At 38.6% G+C, this 20,427-nt stretch carries 17 protein-coding genes and 1 riboswitch; of the genes, 4 read left to right on the top strand and 13 right to left on the bottom strand.

What is annotated here, in order from left to right; genetic code table 11:
• Nucleotides 1-24: 24 nt before the first annotated feature.
• From KHA97_RS18910 to KHA97_RS18860, 10 genes are all read right to left on the bottom strand, one after another.
• Complete coding sequence (locus KHA97_RS18910; protein WP_325167500.1) at nucleotides 25-3,213, bottom strand: hypothetical protein; 3,189 nt, start codon at nucleotides 3,211-3,213, stop codon at nucleotides 25-27.
• A 401-nt stretch (nucleotides 3,214-3,614) separates the two neighbouring features.
• A complete protein-coding gene (locus KHA97_RS18900) occupies nucleotides 3,615-4,211 on the bottom strand; it encodes a Ykof family thiamine-binding protein (protein WP_213126310.1) in 597 nt (198 codons plus the stop codon).
• A gap of 288 nt (nucleotides 4,212-4,499) precedes the next feature.
• Nucleotides 4,500-4,608, bottom strand: a riboswitch (TPP riboswitch).
• A 98-nt stretch (nucleotides 4,609-4,706) separates the two neighbouring features.
• Entirely contained in the window at nucleotides 4,707-5,078 is a 372-nt protein-coding gene (locus tag KHA97_RS18895) for a hypothetical protein (protein WP_325167499.1), read from the bottom strand.
• A 23-nt stretch (nucleotides 5,079-5,101) separates the two neighbouring features.
• Entirely contained in the window at nucleotides 5,102-5,578 is a 477-nt protein-coding gene (locus KHA97_RS18890; RefSeq protein WP_213126308.1) for a DUF3995 domain-containing protein, read from the bottom strand.
• A gap of 63 nt (nucleotides 5,579-5,641) precedes the next feature.
• Nucleotides 5,642-6,916 (bottom strand): SH3 domain-containing protein, encoded by a 1,275-nt coding sequence (locus tag KHA97_RS18885; protein WP_213126307.1) that lies wholly within the window; start codon nucleotides 6,914-6,916, stop codon nucleotides 5,642-5,644.
• Nucleotides 6,917-7,321: 405 nt separating this feature from the next.
• The gene (lpdA, locus tag KHA97_RS18880) at nucleotides 7,322-8,731 is read right to left on the bottom strand and encodes a dihydrolipoyl dehydrogenase (RefSeq protein ID WP_213126306.1); all 1,410 of its coding nucleotides are present in this window, start codon (nucleotides 8,729-8,731) and stop codon (nucleotides 7,322-7,324) included.
• A 177-nt stretch (nucleotides 8,732-8,908) separates the two neighbouring features.
• Nucleotides 8,909-9,724 (bottom strand): LysR substrate-binding domain-containing protein, encoded by an 816-nt coding sequence (locus KHA97_RS18875; RefSeq protein ID WP_213126305.1) that lies wholly within the window; start codon nucleotides 9,722-9,724, stop codon nucleotides 8,909-8,911.
• Between the two features lie 321 nt (nucleotides 9,725-10,045).
• Nucleotides 10,046-10,909, bottom strand: coding sequence for an RNA polymerase sigma factor SigJ (gene sigJ, locus KHA97_RS18870; protein ID WP_213126304.1), 864 nt, complete (start codon nucleotides 10,907-10,909; stop codon nucleotides 10,046-10,048).
• A 55-nt stretch (nucleotides 10,910-10,964) separates the two neighbouring features.
• A complete protein-coding gene (locus KHA97_RS18865; RefSeq protein WP_233713628.1) occupies nucleotides 10,965-12,161 on the bottom strand; it encodes an NAD(P)/FAD-dependent oxidoreductase in 1,197 nt (398 codons plus the stop codon).
• A gap of 238 nt (nucleotides 12,162-12,399) precedes the next feature.
• Complete coding sequence (locus tag KHA97_RS18860; protein ID WP_213126303.1) at nucleotides 12,400-15,381, bottom strand: chitobiase/beta-hexosaminidase C-terminal domain-containing protein; 2,982 nt, start codon at nucleotides 15,379-15,381, stop codon at nucleotides 12,400-12,402.
• 361 nt (nucleotides 15,382-15,742) lie between these two features.
• On the opposite strand from KHA97_RS18860, the gene KHA97_RS18855 reads away from it, so the two are divergent.
• Nucleotides 15,743-16,099, top strand: coding sequence for a DUF485 domain-containing protein (locus KHA97_RS18855; RefSeq protein ID WP_213126302.1), 357 nt, complete (start codon nucleotides 15,743-15,745; stop codon nucleotides 16,097-16,099).
• Complete coding sequence (locus KHA97_RS18850) at nucleotides 16,096-17,622, top strand: solute symporter family protein (RefSeq protein ID WP_213126301.1); 1,527 nt, start codon at nucleotides 16,096-16,098, stop codon at nucleotides 17,620-17,622. Before KHA97_RS18855 ends, KHA97_RS18850 begins: the two co-directional genes overlap by 4 nt.
• A gap of 43 nt (nucleotides 17,623-17,665) precedes the next feature.
• Here KHA97_RS18850 and KHA97_RS18845 read toward each other — a convergent pair whose 3' ends face one another.
• The gene (locus KHA97_RS18845; RefSeq protein WP_213126300.1) at nucleotides 17,666-18,124 is read right to left on the bottom strand and encodes a hypothetical protein; all 459 of its coding nucleotides are present in this window, start codon (nucleotides 18,122-18,124) and stop codon (nucleotides 17,666-17,668) included.
• A 388-nt stretch (nucleotides 18,125-18,512) separates the two neighbouring features.
• Between KHA97_RS18845 and KHA97_RS18840 the strand changes: the two genes are divergently transcribed.
• Both KHA97_RS18840 and KHA97_RS18835 read left to right on the top strand, forming a co-directional pair.
• The gene (locus tag KHA97_RS18840; protein WP_213126299.1) at nucleotides 18,513-18,698 is read left to right on the top strand and encodes an H-type small acid-soluble spore protein; all 186 of its coding nucleotides are present in this window, start codon (nucleotides 18,513-18,515) and stop codon (nucleotides 18,696-18,698) included.
• 19 nt (nucleotides 18,699-18,717) lie between these two features.
• Nucleotides 18,718-18,897 (top strand): H-type small acid-soluble spore protein, encoded by a 180-nt coding sequence (locus KHA97_RS18835; RefSeq protein WP_213126298.1) that lies wholly within the window; start codon nucleotides 18,718-18,720, stop codon nucleotides 18,895-18,897.
• Between the two features lie 175 nt (nucleotides 18,898-19,072).
• Here the strand turns inward: KHA97_RS18835 and KHA97_RS18830 are convergent, their stop codons facing one another.
• Entirely contained in the window at nucleotides 19,073-19,768 is a 696-nt protein-coding gene (locus tag KHA97_RS18830) for an SGNH/GDSL hydrolase family protein (protein WP_213126297.1), read from the bottom strand.
• A gap of 15 nt (nucleotides 19,769-19,783) precedes the next feature.
• A complete protein-coding gene (locus tag KHA97_RS18825; protein ID WP_213126296.1) occupies nucleotides 19,784-20,371 on the bottom strand; it encodes a TetR/AcrR family transcriptional regulator in 588 nt (195 codons plus the stop codon).
• Nucleotides 20,372-20,427: the final 56 nt, after the last annotated feature.

The following is a 20,427-nucleotide window of genomic DNA, read 5'->3' as shown; positions in this document are numbered from 1 at the left end:
CAGAATCGACTTGTGGTTGTTTGTTTAATTGATTGGAGAAAAGAATTTTTTAACGATGTCGTATGATTGTTTTAATCTTTCCTGTGAAACGGGCATGTCCCATTTCTCCCATTCATACTTATAAGGATCAGAAATGGTTTTCGTACTAGGATCAATTTGTGGAAATGATTCTTTCAATTGGTTATTCTGGTCCAATAGGAGGGCAGAAATTGAAATACCATCTGTCTCCTTCGATCCTTCCATTCCTATTTTATAGAGGTCTCCCATCACCTCTCGTTGACTTGGATCCTTTACATTTAATAACAGCCATGGGATGCGAATCTCGATAATCCCCTTCTCCTCATTGATATAATAATCTGCCAATGAATCATATTCCTTAGAATCTGGATTTCCATTTCCATGACGCAATTTACCAGTTTCATATGATTTGAATGGTAGAACTTCTTTCGTGTCAGGTCTAACCATCTTTTTGTTTAGTGCGTAACGAATTGGATTGAATACACCGCTATTATCGATTGGTTGTTTAGGCAAAGGATCAAGCATCTTTAAATCGATGCCGTACTGATATAAAAAGGCGTCGTAATAACTGTTTACGAGAAGCTCCCCTTTTTCTTTCCCTTCCATTTTTAGAAGGAAGTCCGCCCCGAATGATAGATTAATTTGTGGGATAGATGAAATCTTCCTATTCCCTTGCTCATTGTCCACATCAAATAATAGTACGATTGATGAATCATCAAACTTTTCTATATCCATTCGGATATATACATATTTTTCATCATGATTCATAAAAACTTGCTGTAATTGCTGGTCTTTATTTGAATAGACAGGCTTCATTCCGTCCCAATCCGAAACATCACCATCGATTTTTACTTTTAATTGGTCGAAGCTTAACAGTCCGAATTGCTGCTCATTTGTTTGTGCATTCGACCAATACGGTCTACGGTCTGGATTATCATAATTCATCGTATTCCACGTTTTTTTAAACCATTCATCCTGCCAGGTAAAAATCAATCCGCCCAGCATTCCCTCTTCCATAATATCTTCATAAAGATGGACAAGATACTCACCTTGCTCCTTTTCTGTAAGAAAGCCTTGATTCCAACCAAAAGGATTCACATGGGTGAGTCCACGGGAAGCAGGAAGGCCGAATTCAGCAATCAGGATAGGCATATCATGAGCTTTTTTTAAATCATGTAGATAGCCAGCATAGTTGTTTTTTTGCCCACGGTGATCAATATAGGAAGTGTATTTTTCCTCTAAATTAAGAAAATCAGGGTAATATGGGTATACATGATAGGAAGCAAACATTCCCACCTCATTAACGATACTTTTTGTTTTTAAATGATTTGGATTCACGGTTGCCTTATCTTCCATAATTGACGGCTCAGCTGGATGATTTAATAAATCGGTTGATACCCAGTTCGTAAAGCTAATTGGTCGCATTGTCTTGTAGTGCTCCATCTCATATTTTGATAATTCATCAAGCTGCCATGCAAGCCATTGCTCCATACCATTTCCATCTTTAGTATATACGTAAGAGCCATTGAAATCTGGTTGAGTTTTATATTTGGCTGTCATCTTGTCAACCATGTACGGATACCATTCAATCCCAATGATCCATCCAATCACATATGGTGAGATATCTGCTTGATATTTTCCGTAAGCATGACCAGGTTTTTGAGCAACCACCTTGTTGCCATGAATGACATCAACGATTTTTTTATATTCTGCTTGAAATTCTTCTACAATCTCGGGGGTATACGCATCCAATGTTTCCTCGAGAGGTCCCTCATCAATCCAGACACCATGTAACACATATAATGGGTTTTCATGGGATTCATTATAGCGTTTTAAAGCTCGATAGAAATCAGGTGGATGAAGAGTGTACACCCTTATAGTATTTGCGTTCATTTCTCCTATTTCTTCAAACCATCGATAATATTCCTCTTCAGTAATAGCAGCCTCTCCAGGAAAATAACCTGGCTTCCCCATGCCAAGATTGACACCTTTTATTATTAAAGGCTCCCATTTATCCTCAACATACACTTCAAAAGCATCGTTATGAATTCGACTTCGATAAGAAACATTGTCCTTTTTTACATAAGCCAATGGACGCTCTTCTTTATGAATACTGACGCCTTCTTTCATTATTTTGTTCATCATAGGGACATATGTCTTCCAAAAAAAACTGCTTTCTGGAAAAAACGTTTCAAGAGTAAACAAAGATTTTATCTTTGCCAAGCCTGCATAAGAATAAGTGGCAGGAGCATCTTGTAAATAGCTAAAATCACCTGCAAAGTAAAAGGCATCTGAATCCTTTACCTGTTTATGAATAATGGCAGGAAATGATATTGGGATATGATATTTATTTACCGTTTCTTTCCCTTTTTCTGTTAAGTTCCATGAAAATGAGGCAAGCACATTCTCCTCATTGTGGGTTTCAACGATTTCAAACCAACCATAAAAAGAAGGACTAGCTTTCATATCAAAATTAGACTCTCCTAAACTAGAAAAGGAAAGCTGGAGTTTTCCATCACCAATTTCACCGTGTTTTTTATCTAACACAACAACGTTATCTTCACTTTCATTAACCAAAATATAACCTTCACCATCAAAGTTCCATTCCCCTATATTATTTTCATAGGTTTGGATAATAGGTTTAGGGATATCGCTATTTTCCTTTGTGAGATCCTCAAAATAACGACCTGTCCACCCACTCCATTGGATTCGATAAAGATCGGTTATTTCTTTTTGCACTGCCGCTTCTTTAGGTGAAGATATCACATTATATTCCGTAATTAAGGTACTTTCATTGGTTTGCATATGTTCCGTTATTGAGTTCCATTCCTCGTTGCTAATACCTCCATCTAACCGCTGATCAGACGTTGTAAAACCTGACGCATCTGCCAGATAGACTAGTTTGGCATTCTTTAAATCTGATGGAAAGTGTCGTAGTTCAACATTATCACCTTTTTTATCTCGCATGGCTCCATAATAATCTAAGTCCGATTGATATGAATCTCCATTTTCCTTTTTTAACTTATAATGATTCAATAACCAAACGATTCCCGAATGCTGCGGGAGTTTTTCCGTTGGTTCGGATTTATCCATGATCATTACCTGGTAAGACGTACCCGGAATCCATAACCATATAAATAAAGGAATAGCTAAGATAACAATCATTAAACCTACAATCGTTACGTATTTTTTCAAAAAGAATACCTCATTTTCAAGTGATTAAACATATTATAACACCTATACCACTTATTGGTTTAGAGTATGCCACCAGTCACGTTTCCTCATTAATTTCTATATGAATTCCTCACCCAATCCTTGAACCATTCCAGACTGTCCATTGACATTTCCTATTAAACCTCACCAAAAGCAGCAATGGTTTTCAAAAGAAATGCAGCGCCTGGTTTGTTGATTATATAGGCTGAGATGATGGAAACAATAAGTCCTTTGAAATCGGCTCATACCCAAGCGGTCCCATCAAGCCAACCATGATATTTCCCACCTAGAAGTACAATAAATAGATAATAGCAAAGACAAATGCCCACATTGAGATGACTTCAATTTCACGCGGCATTCCGTTTCTCCTTATCTGACTGACCTTATACGTTCTTTCTTGATGGACTATTAGCGGCGATATTGACCGTCATCGTAACGTGGCTTACTTTTTCTTGGGTGACCATAAATGAATCTTCCAATGTTGCAAACACCTCGTGAGTATCTCCATCAAGCCTGCTGGCGTAGTGAATACCTCCCGAAAACGTTCCTTTATTCTTCGCAATCTCTACCACATCTGCAATCAAATCCATATAGCTTGAATCATTCATCGGATACAGTGCAAACTGTGTCGGCGCATCAATTTTTAACTCAGACAAAACCGCTTCGTTGCTTAGCACATCATCTACATTCATATACGAATCCCCTTCTGAATCTCCAGGACAGCCAATTGAAAAAGTCCCGTTCAACACTACATGCAACCCCGTTTTCGCCGCATGGAGGAAGACCGCCTTTGCGACATCGAATACATGTGCAGCCTTCCCACGAATACACGTACTAATATCATCCGTTTTCAACCAAACTTTTGCTGTATCTGCCTCGTTTAAAGCACCCTTGATTACATCAACAAACTGATCACTCATTGGATAGAGTGAGAACCTGAGACCAACAATACCACTTTTACCACAAATAGATTGAGACAACACGCATTCCTCCTGTTTTGTTTTTTTTACAATGGCTATTTTCTTAAAGTTTGTTGTTTTTGTAAAAGCCCAAGAGCCGGCTTTTACGCCTAATAAGGAAGTTTAACGGTTCTTATTAAGCCAGTAGCTCTTTTCCCAATTTAATATCAGTTCCAAGGATAAAAAATTTATTTCTCATTATTGAGATTTACATCTAAATGCAACATTGTTTGGGAAAAGAGCCTTTACAATAAAAAAACTGCACCTTAATGGAAGATGCAGCAATGTACGGAATTACAAAAAGAATACCGTCATAAAGCCACACTTCCCCACGCTGGCATTATCCAGATCGGGTAATGAGGGATTAGAACGCTCCTCCTCGTTCTTCTCAGCCTTTGCGGCTCCCCTAGTGCAACAAACCTTTATGCAGTTTTTATTGTCGACCCTTATGGTAGCTGGTAAATTTGAAAAAGTAAATATTCCTTAGTGCCTAGTATGGAAGGTGGGTGCAAGGCACTAATTAATTAAGCACATAAAATTCTTTCTGTATTTCCATATTAACATTACCTCAAGTAAAGAAATCAGTAACGCTAACGGTAGAAATGCGTAATCTACAAAAATATGAAACGCAAGAATATTAATGATGATTGGTGCTAAAATCGTTAATGCTAATGGTACCAAACGACGAGTTATTAGAAGGAGCCCACAAACAATTTCTGGTGTTTTTTCCAAAGCGAGTAAATAACCTGTTCCCAGAAACTCCATTGCCTTTGGACTAGTTGGAAACAGAGGATTGAATCCGAACAAAACGATATACCCATTCAGCCCAGCACTTAAAAAAATCAAACCAAGCAGTATTTCTGAAACCCGAAAAGTATTAATCTTCACTTTATCAGCTCCTAGCACCATTTTTATCCGTAGTCATTCGAAATTCCTTGTTTAAATTTAGAACTAGATAAGATAAACAAAACTCCGCCTAACATCCAAAATGGTTCCCAAAAAAACAATCTCCACTTAAGCGCATAGCCTTCAATTTCCATTGATAATTGTCCGATAAAAGCAAGCAAGAGAGTTATAAAGTTAGCTAGACCATACAGAAATAAAAAAAGGCCCCCAATTAAAGCTATAAAATATATGATGCGATGTACTTTTTGCGGCCAACTCTTTAAAAGTAAAAGCAAAAAAAGACCTCCACCTAGCTTTAGAAATCCTGTAATCCAAACAATAAGAATAAAGGAAGAATCCCTTTCCATCGCATGTTTAAGAATAGTGCCTCCTAACGTTTTGACGCCAATCATTCCGCCAAGCGCCCAATAAAAACTCATGAATCCAAAAAGAACACACCAGATACATCCCGAATAAATATAGATTTTTTGGCTTACTTTCACTTATACCAGCCTCTCTATAAAATTGTTCGGGTGACAGTCACCCACACATTTTTCTATATGAATCTATTTCCCTAGAAAACCGTAGTATTCCTCCATTGTTTTTCCACTATTGTATATTTTTGTGGCGCGTTCTACCCCAACATAGCGGAAATGCCACGGTTCATACATGTAACCTGTTATAGATTCTTTTCCATTTGGATAGCGTAAGATGAATCCGAATCGGTAAGCGTTTGCTGCTAACCATTTTCCTTCTGCTGTTTCATCAAAGGATTCTTTTAACCAATGAGCTTGATTCGGTCCTCCAATATCAAACGTCAACCCTGTTTGATGTTCACTATGTCCGGCTTTCGCACTGAATCTTGAGGCTTCTGCTTCCCCATATGTCTTCACATAACGACTATATAAGTTTTTCTGATATTCGTATGATCGGAATCCACTGATTACTTGGAAACTGATATTTTTCTTTTTGGCATCGGCAAGCATTTTATTGAATGCAGCTCGCGCCTCCTTACTTTCACCCGGATTATACGTTGATGGAAGAGAATATCGTTTATTGACAACAATTGCTCCATCGACGTACGTGATCCCGTTTTTAACAGTTAATTTGGGATTATCGCTCGTAAGTAGCTTTAAATATTGCGAGCTTACGTACCCTGTCTTTCCGGCGTAATTTACTTTATACCAAACTCCTTGTTTTGAAATAAATGAAACTTGATTTCCTTTTGGAATCACTATTATCACTTTATAATTTGTTCCTGCACCTGTTCGTAAATTTAAATTGTCTGTGGTTGTGTATAGGACTGATTGAGGATTTGTTTTCGGTGTTGTAGTAGTTGTGATTTGTTTTAGATAAGCGGAACTGACATATCCTGTTTTGCCTGAATAATTGACTTTATACCAGGCCCCATGTTTCGAAATAAAAGTCACTTGCTTTCCTTTTGGGATTACTGTTACTACTTTGTACGTTGTGCCTGCACCTGCTCGTAAGTTTAAGTTTGCGGTCGTGGAGTATTTAACTGTTTGTGGTTTTGGTGTTGAAGTTGGTGTGATTTGTTTTAAATACGTTGAACTGACATATCCTGTTTTACCTGAATAGCTGACTTTGTACCACGTTCCGTTTTTGGAGATAAGCGTCACTTGCTTTCCTTTCGGGATGACCGTTAATACTTTGTACGTTGTACCTGCACCGGCTCGCAAATTTAGATTGGCCGTCGTTTGATAGTTCTCGTTTGCGGCAAAAACTACACTGGAACCACTTAAATGGAATGTTTCGTTTCCTAATGGTGTTAAAGTTAGCAACAATGCAGCAAGAAAAATGGATAATTTTCTCAAAATCAAATATTGTACCCTCCTCACAAAATATTCATGAAAAGATGACATCGAAATTATTAATATACGAATCTTTATTAAAAATGCCACTTTCAAATAATTAGACGTGGGAAAAACCGTTTTGACTCTAAAAAAAGGAAATTTAGGCTAGTTTATAAGAAAAGCGGAAGCGCCTTGCTCATCGACGTACAAACTTCAGAGCCTTTGACTGAGATAAAGGAAACACGAGGAGTCCGATAGGACGAATCGATGTTGACTTATCGTAGGGAAAAGGACAAGAAGTTTGCTAGTCGATAGGCGCTGTAGCTAGACATTACAACCTTGATTTATTAAATAGAAACCTATAAAGTTTATACTTTCTTTAAAAATCAAAAAAATAAACACTCCTTTTTACTTCGGAGTGTTTGTTTATAGTTAAGCTTTTTCAATCCTTGCAAATGTCATTTTGGCAGCCTCAACAACTACCTCACTTAATGTAGGATGTGGATGAATAGTTAGAATAATATCTTCAACAGTAGCACCCATTTCTACAGCAAGTGCCAACTCAGAGATTAAACTTGATGCTTCCACACACACAATGGATGCAGCTAACAATGTACCCGATTTTTTTCCAGCGACCAATTTAACAAATCCCTCTGTTGCCTGCAGAGCCGATGCACGACCGTTAATCATAAATCTTGATTTTCCCGTAACAATTTCTATCCCTTTAGATTTTAGGATTGCTTCATTTTCTCCGACACTTGCAATCTCAGGATCAGAGAATACAACAAGTGGTATTGCTTGATAATCCGCTATACTGTTCTTACCATTTATTACACCCGCGACGATGTTGGCTTCATAAGTTGCTTTATGCGCAAGGGCAGGGCCTTCAACAATATCTCCAATCGCAAATATATGCGGTAATGATGTTTTATATTGTGAATCAACTTGGACATGCCCTCTGTCAGTCAATGAAATGCCGATTTTATCCAGGCCAATTGATCCGTCCGTATTTGGTCTTCGTCCAATTGTAATTAACGCAAAGTCAGCGAAAATACGTTTCTCCTCTCCATCAACCTTATAGTAAACTTCTATTTGATTTTGCTTTTCTACTATTTCTTGTACAAATGCATTGGTTTGTATATCTACCTTTTTTTCAAGTAGCTTTTTCTCAACAGGTTTTATTAAATCAGAATCAAACTCTGGAAGTATGCTCCTCCCTGCCTCCAATATAGTCACTTGACTACCCATTTTGGCATACATTTGTCCCAATTCGATACCGATATATCCGCCGCCAACAACCACTAGCCTTTCTGGAATTTCCTCCAATGATAATGCTTCTTTTGATGAAAGAATTCGGCGAGTGAAAGGCATATTTTTTAGACTGATTGATCGTGATCCCGTTGCTATTACACAATTGTCAAACTTGATTGTTGTAACACTATTAGCTTGATGAATACTTACTTCTGTATCTGTATTGAACCTTGCTTCACCTCTTATTATTTCAACACCCGACATTGATAACAAAGTTTTAACTCCAGTGGATTGTTTTTCCACAACAGTTTCCTTTACTTTTTGAACCTCTTTGAAATTTGGTAAAATGAACAAACTACTTTCCATATACTGTTTGCTGTAATTAAATGCTTGCTCATATTTATGGGATTCGGCAATCAGTGCTTTTGATGGTATGCATCCGGTATTCGTGCACACACCACCGATTTGATCACGTTCCACAATAGCTACACTTTTTCCTGTTTTAGCTACTTCAGCCGCTACTGTATATCCTCCAGGACCCGAACCAATCACTAATGTATGGACATGTTTTTTAGCATCACTATTTCCCATCTTTCTAAGCCTCCCCATTTCCAGTCAAAAAGTTTTAAGTGGTTACTAGAAATTATTACTGATCCTAACGTAAGCTTATGTTTTATTTGCACAAAAAAAAACGAGTGTTCCAATTAATGCCAAGGATATCATCACTCGTATTAATATTCCAATTGATAATTTGCATGAATATAATGCTTAATTGTTATCGATTAATGGGTACTGGTTGCGAATAAATTCGAGAAATGATTTTGCAACGGGTGTTAACGGTCTCTCCTCCTTCCAAACTAATCCAATAGATACTTCACAAGCTGGTTCGGTTACTTTTAACCATACTAATGGGTGATTTAGAAGAGCTCGAGTTTTTGGCAATAAAGCGACTCCAAATCCAGCAGACACTAATCCAGCTACCGTATCTAATTCATCAGCTTGGAGCACGATATCAGGTTTAATTTGTTTGTCTTCGAATAATTTGTTAACCGTGAAGCCAATTCCACAAGATTGTTTTAATCCAATATAAGATTCATTATGAATTTCATCTAGGCTTATAGACGATTTTTCAGCCCATTTATGATTATTAGGAACTGCAAGGAAAAGATCTGCTTTCAACAATAAGTGCCATAAACAAGAGTTGGTCACAAGCTCCGGAGTGGTAATGCCAAAATCGTGATCCCCATTTAAGATATGAGCCATTAGTTCATGATTCGTGCACTGTTGTAATTCAAATTGTATGTCTGGATATTGTTTCCGAAATGAACTCAATAAAGAAGGGATAAGATCGACTCCAAGCATGTGTAAGAAACCCAATGAGATGACACCCGAAGATGGATTAATCATACTCGTGATTTCTTGTTTCCCTTTCTCAATTTCATTCAATGCTGCTGTCGCACGTTCCAGAAATATTCTCCCATATTGGTTTAAGAAAATGTTACGACCGTTTCTTTCAAACAAAGATACGCCCAGCTCATCTTCTAAAACTGCAATAGAACGATGGGCAGGAAAGAATAGGTACATTATCGAAAAATAACCTTCGTTATGGCAATTATCGGGTTAACTTTTGAAGTGCAAAATTGTAAATTACAACAATAAACAGAGTACATCGCAAGATTCTCACAAAAATTCTCATATCAATTCACAAATAAAAGAGCTTGGAGTCCCAAGCTCACTTCATTAAAATTACTCATTAAAAAGACTTCCCTTAAAAATCTTACTTGTTATCGCAATGCTGAAATATTAGGCTTCGTTCCAGTACACGTTGGTTAAACTTTTCTAAATCGTCCATATTGATTCATAGTTTGAAATATTATTCCACGTCCAAGGCACGCAGTCGACTTCCTAGACCCTAGTAAGCTTATCCGGATTTTGTACGATGTAGATTCTGGCAAACTTTCCGCCTCGGAGTTGTACAAATAGAGCAGCTATTGGTTCATCACCAGAACGGAGTACTATACCAGTCTCACCGTTAAGAGGGGTAACATCGATCTGAAGATTTTCCTGATAATGGGCCGCGATGTTTCCAATTCCAATGAGGAGGACTCGTGCCACGTGATCGCGAGTTTGTATCGAACGCTTAAGCGCTTTTACTTTTCCGCCTCCATCAGAGACAAGCATGACGTCTTCAGTCAGCAGAGACAGCATAAGATCTAAGTTACCTTGCTCAAGGGATGTAAGGAACCGGCTAACCCATTCCAATTCGACCGTTTCAGTCTCGACCGTCTCCTCCTCTGATAGTCCTATCTTGCTTTTTGCACGACTCATCAGCTTGCGGCAATTCGCCTCTCGCTTGTCGAGCAGTTCGGCTATTTCAGTATAATCGAAGCCTAGCGCCTCACGTAGGACGAAAACTGCCCGCTCTGTAGGCGTCAGCCTCTCCAACAGTACGAGCATAGCGTAAGACAACAAATCGCGGTGGACGACCGTCGTCTCGATCGTATCCTCCTGCGGCGTCCGAATCGGTTCGGGGAGCCATGGACCGACGTATATTTCCCTCCTTTTTCGTGCCGACTTCTGCAGATTGAGGCAGCGATTGGTTACCATTTTGCACAAATATGCCTTTGGCTCCTCCAGACGTTCGACATGTACTTCGTACGCCTTAAAAAATACGTCCTGTACAACATCTTCCGCGTCTGCAACGGAGCCCGTCAACTGATAAGCCAGCGTAAAAAGTAGCGCTTTATATTGATCATATAGTTCTTCCATCGCTATATCTCCTTTTCCGGGCTGTTAGAACTATTGCATCTTACTCTCTTCGTTTTTATCGAAGCATACTAGTTTTGTCCTCTACGAACTTCTTGATTTTACCCGGAAGCTTTCCTGTCATAACCATGTCAAGTCCCCATTTTCGTATCCAAAATACCCCTTCTTGACCCAGACCGATATTGAAGGCATTATCCATATTCGGTTTGGACGATTGGTGAATTGGCGCTGGACGGCCCTCCAGGTCGGCCATCACGATTTTCGCAAGTCGAAGCGCCTGAAACGAACCTTCAAAGCACGTCATCTGGTCTTCCTCGCCGGTTTTCGGATCCACAATTCTCGCACAGTCGCCAATGCTGTATACACTCGGCGCTCCTTTGACGCGATAAGATCCATCTACCAGTACTCGACCATCAGAAGTCAGCGGCAAGCCCATGGCGGGCAGGGCCGGATTCGGTATCAGACCAATCATCCATATACAGATACCGACTGGCAGACTGTCGCCATTACTAAACAATACTACTCCTGCTTCCTCCCGTAACACCTTGCGATTGTTAAGCACTGTCACTCCACATTTACTGAGTTCCTGAACCAGCTTCCGTCTAAATTTCTCCGACACTTCCGGGAGCAGGCGTTCCTGTGAATTCAGTAAATAGACAGAGGTATCGGATGAATTCAGTCCGAGTGCCGTTGCTTCCTTCTTCATGGCGAGAGCTAGTTCTGCGGACGTCTCAATGCCACTGATTCCCGCTCCTACAATCGCGATTGATGTCAGCCGCTTTCGTTCTTCAGGGTTCGTCTCGTGAGCCGCCTTCCGCAGATTGGCACGCCAGCGATTCCTGATATCCGCCGCCGCTTGTGGGTCGATTAAGGCGATACCACCTTGATAGGGCTCTGGTCTCCTTACGCTGCTGCCTACCGCCACGACTAAAAGGTCGTAATGAATTTGAGCATCATTTCCTTGCGCATCTGTATATCGAAGCAGTTTTTCCCCACTATCCACGGTTGTAACTGTGCCTTGCACAAATTCGAATCCATCTAAAACTAAATCTTTCCAAGGAATCATAATTTCTTCCTCAACCGTGGTCGGGCGAAACAACCTAAATTTGCGCAAATGTCCGGGCTCCTTGTCGATCAGAACAAACCGAATCCGCCGCCCATTCGCCATGCCTTTGGTCTTTTCCTTTATTGCTTTAAGCGCGGCAAGACCTACATAGCCTCCTCCAATGATTATGCATGTCAAGTCGTTCATCATTCCTCAGCTCCTTTTTAACGTTTCATACATATAACAATGTATGACTCTGATTTGTGACATCGGAACAATGAATGAGAATCCTTGCATGGGGCGGAAGATTATCCACGTTCTCCAGCATCAAGCATGCCACATACCTTGTGCGGCATGTGGCAATAAAAATGTACACCCTATAGTTTTGTCTATTTAAAAGTATAATGATTTTTGGTATTCAAACGATTTAAGTAGCAGCACGAGTTTCTTAATAAAAATACCCATTTTCTAGTGCCCAAATGATTTTTTCAGCATCTTCTTCACGAATATGCTTGCCCGAATGTTTGGATACAAAATCTTTTAGACTTTCAAGAGTTTTGTAACCATTTTCTCTAGCTTGCTCAGCCTGTTTTTCCTTACCTTGCTGGATAAAAGAATTTGCCTTTTCAAAATCCCGCTCAGCATTATCTAATTGAACGAGCAACGCATTCCGTATTCCTGTAGGTTGAATATCAGCTTTTTCAACTAGATCCCTTACTGTATGAAGATCTAATTCCATCGGCAAATGATTTGAAAATGACTGTCCTACAAAAATATTGTCAAAGTTATACGTCCCTGGATCTTCCATCGCTAAACGTATTTCAACAATTGATGTTTTATCAATATCACCGCTAATTGATTTTAATAATAACGGAACTCTCGACCATGCGCTTGCTAATGCTTTTGTCGATGCATGAGTCTTTGCAGTAGCTTGCTTTCCATTCTTATCGATTAACGTCACCGTAACATTGCTCTCTTTTCCAGTTCCATTAAATACATCTAAAAGTAGATATTTAGGGTATTTATTCGCCCCATCAGCTAAATTAACTGAAGTCTTTATACTCACATATTGCTTTGCGACATCTTTATTTCCATCGTTATTCACAACCAATTTAAGTGAGGCTTCTCCACTAGCTTTATTCTCAAAATCCAATGAAGCTGCGGCCCTGTTTCCCGTTTCAAACGTAGTGCTCTTATCTAGCCCTTCAAAATTCTCAATCCATGTTCTTTCATCTTTCTTTCTAAAATCAGGGTTTGCATAATTACGAATTACATCTACGAAATAATCATTTCGTTTAAATGATGCATCTGTTCCAACTTGACTCCACTTACTCCTTATTACCTCTTCACTATCATTTTGAATATTCACTTTTGGAGGATTTCCAGTATACATCCCCCAGCTACTTCCTTCTCCCGTAACCTTATATGACCATGTTGTAAAACTCCATCCTTGTTGTTCGTATACGTTTAACGCATAATCCCAGCTTTGCAGATTATTAAACAACGTAAATTCTCCAACAAGCAATGGAACATTATAATTCGTCATCTCATTGACCATCGGAATTTTAGAATTCGTGAATCGCTTTTGGGAAGGAAAACTGTCTATATTATCCCATCCATAAAAATGATAGGAATAGACAACATTTTCCCAACCATACAAGTCAGGATTCGGCAGATGATACGGCTCCCAAATCGCTTCAATGAACATCATATGATTTTTATCTTTCTCTCTTACTGCTTTATACAGCTGATCATAAAAATCAAATTGCTCAATTCCAGTTGCACCGCCTGGCTCATTTAATAAATCATAGCCAGCCAACCATTTTTCGTCCTTATATCGTTTAGCAATTTCTTCCCAAAGGAAGATGGTTTTATTCATGTTTTCTTTGTTTCCAAATAGATTTCCCTTATCCGGACGATCTGTATCACCTGAGTGGTCTTTTCCATTTTGCGAACCAGGTGCTCCATGCATGTCTAAAATGACATACAATTCTCGTTTTGCCGCTTCTTTAATAAACCAATCCATTCGATCAAATGCTGTCGACTTTAAGCTGCCTTCAGCGTTAAGCATTTCAAAATATGAAAAAGGTAAACGAACGACATTCATACCAGCCTGCTTGATATTATCAAAATCGTCCTCATTCCAATAGTTGTCTTGATAAAGATTGATGAGCTCCCAGGCAGTCTTTTCGCCAAATCGTTCTGTTAATGTTTTAATAGTTGTTTTCTGATCAGGAGAATTCGTCGGTGACATCCAACTCTCCATCACGAGCCAGCCGCCAGCGTTCGTTCCACGAAGGACCACTTCATCTCCTGAGCCATAATTTCCACGCATTTTCTTTCCGTCAGCTTTTAAAAATGGTGTAGGATTTTTATCAATCGTATATTCATTTACAGTGATTTCACTTTGGTGTTGATCCTTAACAGCAATGGCTTTGATAACCGAGTTTTTAGAAACTTTTATTGGCTGTGAATATCTCTTAGACGCGGTAGTTGGGTTTTTCCCGTCAGTCGTATAATAAATCGTCGCACCTTCAGAAGCTGAAAACTCAACGGATTGAGCAACCGCATACGTTCCCGCAGCCGGAGATGCCTTCGGTTTCGCCAAATCTTCCTTCTGGTGAATCACATAGTCGAAAGAACTTACCTCACTATAAATATCGCCTTTAGGATTGTACGCCACAGCCTTAACGGTTGTACTTGACTCCAATCTTAAAGGGCCTTTATAAAGAGAAGATTCTTTCGTTGGAATCGTGCCATCTGTCGTATAGTAAATGTCTGCCCCAACAGAATACGTGCGCAACTCAACGACGACAAAATTATCGTATTCTCCCGATGGGTGATAAGCTGTCGGCTGGTCGGGCGGAATTGGAGGTAGATTTTTCGCAAAAAATAGCTGATCAATATAGTAAACACCCTCATTCCATTGACCAATTCGAACTTCGCTAATACTTGCAAAATCAATTCCTGAAAAACTGCTCATCGGAACTTCATATCGAACCCACTCATTTTTCTTCGTGCTCATCGCCTTCCAGCCAAAGTCCGTTGACTTGCCGTGACTGTCTGTCAGAGAAATTTTAATCGTATTCGAACCTTGTGTATCTTTTATGTAAAACACAAAATACTCCATTCCCGTCGCATCAACTGGTTGCCCCATTGATTTAATTCTGATGCTTCCTTTACTTACACTTGGATCTCCACTCGCTAATACTCCATACTTAAGTGATTGCTTTCCGTCATATGCTTCGTCCGCAGCTAAAGCTCCTGTTGCACCTTGAGCAGCAGTGAACTGCACATCCGTTCCTTCAAAATCTTGGAACATGACTGCATCATCAGGAATTTTGGCATGCTGATGATTCGGAAACAACGTCAGCATCATTGCCACGATAATAACAACTGAGAAAACTTTTGCATACTTCCCCTTTTGCATCCTATTCCCACCTTAAAAAATAATATATAGATTATTTAAAGCGCTTACAAACCGAACTATGTATCTACTAATTCGGATTATACCATATGAAAAAAGTGTAATATGATTATTATTTGACTATTTTTATCAATCAGAACTTTTGGACTACTTACATATAATCCATAATTCCTATAGAGAATCGCTTGCTAATTTTATGATAATCTCGTAAATCAAAGACATATAAGGTTTTCTATTAATTATTTGGGTTCGTAACGAAAAATGACTAAAGAACGAATTTTTATTTTCAAATTGACAGTAACAATCACCTTCTATTAAGTTTTAGTTATATTTACATTATTTTGAAATAGCCGAAAAAAGGAGGATGAGAAAAGTGGCAAAAACTGCTTTTGAAAGAAAAAAGCCGAATAAGGTAGTAGATTTTGAATTAATTGAAAGGAGTACTCCGTTTCAAGAATTACTAAAGGCGAAAAAGAAATTTTTAGTTCCGTCCATTATACTATTCGTTGCTCTCTATTTACTTTTTCCAATACTGATTTCCTATACCGACATAATGGATGGACCTGCGATTGGAGATATTTCATGGGCATGGATTTATGCTTTTTTTCTTTTTGTCATGACATGGGTTTTGGCTACTATTTATATGAAAAAAGCTGAATCATTCGACAAAATGGCAGAAGATGTGTGGAAAGAACCGAATGAGGGGAGGAAAGTCCAATGAATCCTACCGTTATCGTCCTATTTCTAATCATTGTGGCCATGACTCTTTGGATAACGTACTACGCCGCGAAGAGGACAAAAACAGCAAATGAATTTTATACAGCAGGCGGTGGGCTAAAGGGATATCAAAATGGATTGGCAATCGCTGGTGATTATTTATCAGCTGCATCTTTTCTAGGAATTGCTGGAGCGATAGCATTAACTGGCTTTGACGGCTTTTTATTTAGTATCGGTTATCTTGTTGCTTATCTTGTTGTCATGTTCATTGTTGCGGAACCACTTAGAAATCTCGGAAAATATACGCTTGCCGATATGATCAACTCGCGTTTTGATGCGAAAAAAGTAAGAGCAACCGCTGCTTTGAATACGGTTACAATTGTTATTTTTTATATGATTGCACAACTAGTTGGAGCTGGTGCATTAATTCAATTATTATTTAAAATTGATTATTGGATTGCTGTTTTAATTGTCGGAGTCATGATGACCATTTATGTCTTGTTCGGCGGCATGACTGCGACAAGCTGGGTGCAAATTATTAAGGCTATTTTACTTATGCTAGGTACGATTATTATTTCATTCTTAGTCCTTTCACGCTTTCATTTTAATATTTTGGAAATGTTCAGCACCATGAAAAGTGCAACACCTTTAGGAAAAGCCTATTTAAATCCGGGAGTGAAGTACACAGTCCCATTGGATACCATTTCACTCATGATTGCACTTCTACTTGGAACAGCAGGCCTTCCTCATATTTTAATGAGATTTTTCACTGTAAAAGATGCGAAAACAGCCCGTAGTTCTGTTATTTGGGCAACTTGGATCGTTGGAATTTTTTACGTAATGACAATATTCCTTGGCTTTGGGGCTGCCGCTTTTGTTGGATCTGAAGCAATTAAAAGCAGTAATGCTGCGGGGAATATGGCGGCACCATTGCTAGCTCAGGTTCTCGGCGGAGATGTATTAATGTCCTTTGTATCCGCAGTTGCTTTCGCTACTATATTAGCCGTTGTCGCAGGGCTCGTATTGTCGGGAGCTTCCGCTTTCGCCCACGATATTTACGGCCAAATCATTAAAAAAGGAAACGCAACTGAGAAACAACAAATGAAGGCTGCCAAATTTGCTGCTCTTGGTGTTTCTGTTCTATCCATCTTACTTGCATTATTCGCTCAAAATTTAAACGTAGCATTTCTCGTTTCATTAGCCTTTTGCGTGGCTGCCAGTGCCAATCTTCCCGTCATTGTCTATACAATTTACTGGAAGCGCTTTAATACAACAGGTGCGATGAGTGGGATGTTAGCAGGATTAATATCTTCCCTCATTCTTGTTGCCATAAGCCCGAATGTTATTTCTCCGGTAGAAGGTGCCGCCTTTTTCACAGGAGATCCGATTTTTCCATTGACCAATCCTGCCTTGCTTTCAGTTCCAATTGGCTTCATCGGGGCAGCGATCGGAACAGTTTTATCTAGTAGTAGAGACGCGAAACGTTATGCAGAGGTAAAAGTGAAAGCTAATACTGGGTATCGTTAAACATAACAAATGGCTGCTGGAAGTATATTCAGCAGCCCATTTTTTACTTACATTTATTAATATGGTTACTTAGAATCGGCGGGCCAAGTTTTTCTGTTTTTGAGTTAGATGGTCTTACCTGTATTTCAACACCATTCATTGTTGCTGTAATATCATCAATTCTTCCTGCCCACGTTGGACTGTCCACTTCTGGAGTTGGGTAAAGTTCAAAACGCCAGCTGATTTCATTTTTGATAAAAGCAAAGCCTTCATATGTATCATAATTACCTAATGATGATGGTTTCGGTAAATGAAGAGCGTGAATGCTGAGACTCGTTCGAGGAAAACTTGGCGTTAATTTTACTTTGTAAAGAAGGGCAACTCCTTTAGCATTGTCATCTTGTATATTTACCGGTTCTAAAATTAAACTGAAAGGTAATTTGGGTGCTGCGGTAGCTTTGGAAATTGTAATAGTACTTCCAAAAATCAAAATAAGAAACATAACGAAAAGGATTTTTCTCATGACCGCCTCCGACTGTTTTTCGTTAGTTTCTCTTTTATGGGGGTTATTATTTTGGATTCGTTCAATTTTCTTTTCATCTGCTTAGGTTAGATATTTCTGAAAGTTGTTTTTCAGAGATCCCTTTTTGCAACATTTTATAAACCATATGCTTTATACATTATTCTTTCCTTGCCTAATACTTTGTTTTAGTCCTCTTTCGTAATATGAATTTGAAGCTTTAGTACTCGCTTCGTTCCTCCTCGGGATTTTCATATCTTTTGTTAATTCTCCTCCATAAATAAAACTTCCTATTTTATTGGACCAATTCACCTTCTTTAATGCATTTAAGATAAAGAAGTATAAATGTAAAGTATTTAGCAAAAATATCATTTGAAAGGAGGTATGGAATTTGGACATTCGACGAGTTCAAGAAATAATTAACTCACAGACAATGATCAATGTAAATTATCATGGGATACCTGTTTATCTGGAAGAAGTACATGCTCAAAACAATACCGTAACCATTTTTCCTCTTGATGAAATGAAAAATAGGCAGGTTGTAGATTTAGAAGGTTTAGTTGAATTGGGTCCATAATGTAAAGGAGGTTACATAAGTGAACAAACAACGAGCGGCGGAAATTGCGGAATCACCTGATATGAAACATGTTACGTATAACGGAAAACCAGTGTACATTCAGCGAGTGGATGATCAGAACGATACAGCAAGAGTGTTTCATTTAGACGAGCCGGAAAATGAGTTTGATGTGTTGGTAACGAACTTGATAGAAAGATAAGTATGATAAATGAGCAGAGGCATGTAACCTATGCTCGTTTCCATTCACGTATAAGCATCTTCTATTCACGTAGAATGTTTTCATTAATATCCGCAATTTTCACAGAGCTGCCTTAAGAAACAAGCTCAGGACAGAGTGCTTTTCCAATTCCAGATGCCTTAAGTGATATGAGGCATTATCTCCCCTCGACTAATTTCTTTAAATGATTATCTATGATGGATGAATATTCATCTGCAACTATAGTTGCCCCTTTACTGTTAAAATGAACTCCATCTAGCGTTAAATGCAATCCACGCTTTTTTGATAAAACATCAATCTTCGAGTGTGATTTTAAAAAAAGAGTTTCAACCATCATTTTCATTACACTCGTACCAATATAATCAGAGCTTTTGATAGTCTCAAGCTTGTTTAAGAATACAGATTGCATATTTATAAACGAGACATTAGGGTATTTTCTAACCAAAGCTTGTATCATATCAGTAAATTCCTGTAATTTATTATTAGTGGTATTCTTTGGATTTTCTCCAACTAACGAAGGGGATACGGCAACAACCTGTTTTGAAAAATGAAGCACCGACTCTAAAACATTCTCATAACATTCTTTAAATTCCTCATTATTTTGTACAACTGGCTGGGCTTGAACTTTGAGTAATTTGGAAAATACATCGTTTACCCCAATCCATAGAAAAGTCAGATCATATGATTCTTCTATCTTTGTTTCTGTTAGTCTTTTATTCAAGCTTTTAACCGTTTCTCCTGGTTTGCCAAGGTTTTGAAATCCGATATTTTCATATTTTTGTTGAAGAATATGGGCAAATGAAACTCCCGGCCTGCCTTCCGTTAAACTATCTCCAATAAGAGCAACTTTCATGGTGGTCCTCCCTTGTTATTTTTTTATAGATCCTAGAAAGATATCGATGGCATGTGTAAAAAGTGGTTCCAATGACCGTAATTCATGAGTATTTGTCAATTGGCACAGCCCACCGAGCCATGTTCCTAAGAGTGTCGTCCATTCTTCAACATTTCCCGGTTTAAATTCTCCATTATCAATTCCTTCTTGAAGTATTGAACGATATACACTCATGGGCACAATTGCTAACTTGTACAATTGTCTAACTGATTCAGGATTTGAATTGGGGTTTGCAGCCAATTCCTGCCCAGATTTCAGTAAGGGTGTTTGGTAATTGTAAAGAACATGAATGGCGATACCATACAATTTTTCCGTCGCTGAAGTATAATTACGTTCATTTACTCGCCATTTTTCGTACCATTCTTGCATTGTTTGTTGTGCTAAAAGAACAAACAGCTTCTCTTTGTTCTGAAAATGATAATAAATATGACCCTTGCTGCACCCTGATGCTAATGAAATATCTTGAACAGAAGTTTGATTGTACCCCTTTTCACAAAATACCATTTTTGCCTTTTCCATAATTTCATTTTTTGTTTTCTCGCTGTCGTAACGTCTTTTAGACACAAAGAAGCTCCTTTCCTAATTTGAACGGTTGTTCTAATTTGATTATACTAAAAGGA

Source organism: Lederbergia citri (assembly GCF_018343625.1).
Taxonomy (GTDB): Bacteria; Bacillota; Bacilli; order Bacillales; family Bacillaceae_C; genus Lederbergia; species Lederbergia citri.
The sequence above is the reverse complement of the archived record's forward strand: the minus strand, read 5'-3'. Positions and strand labels throughout refer to the sequence as shown.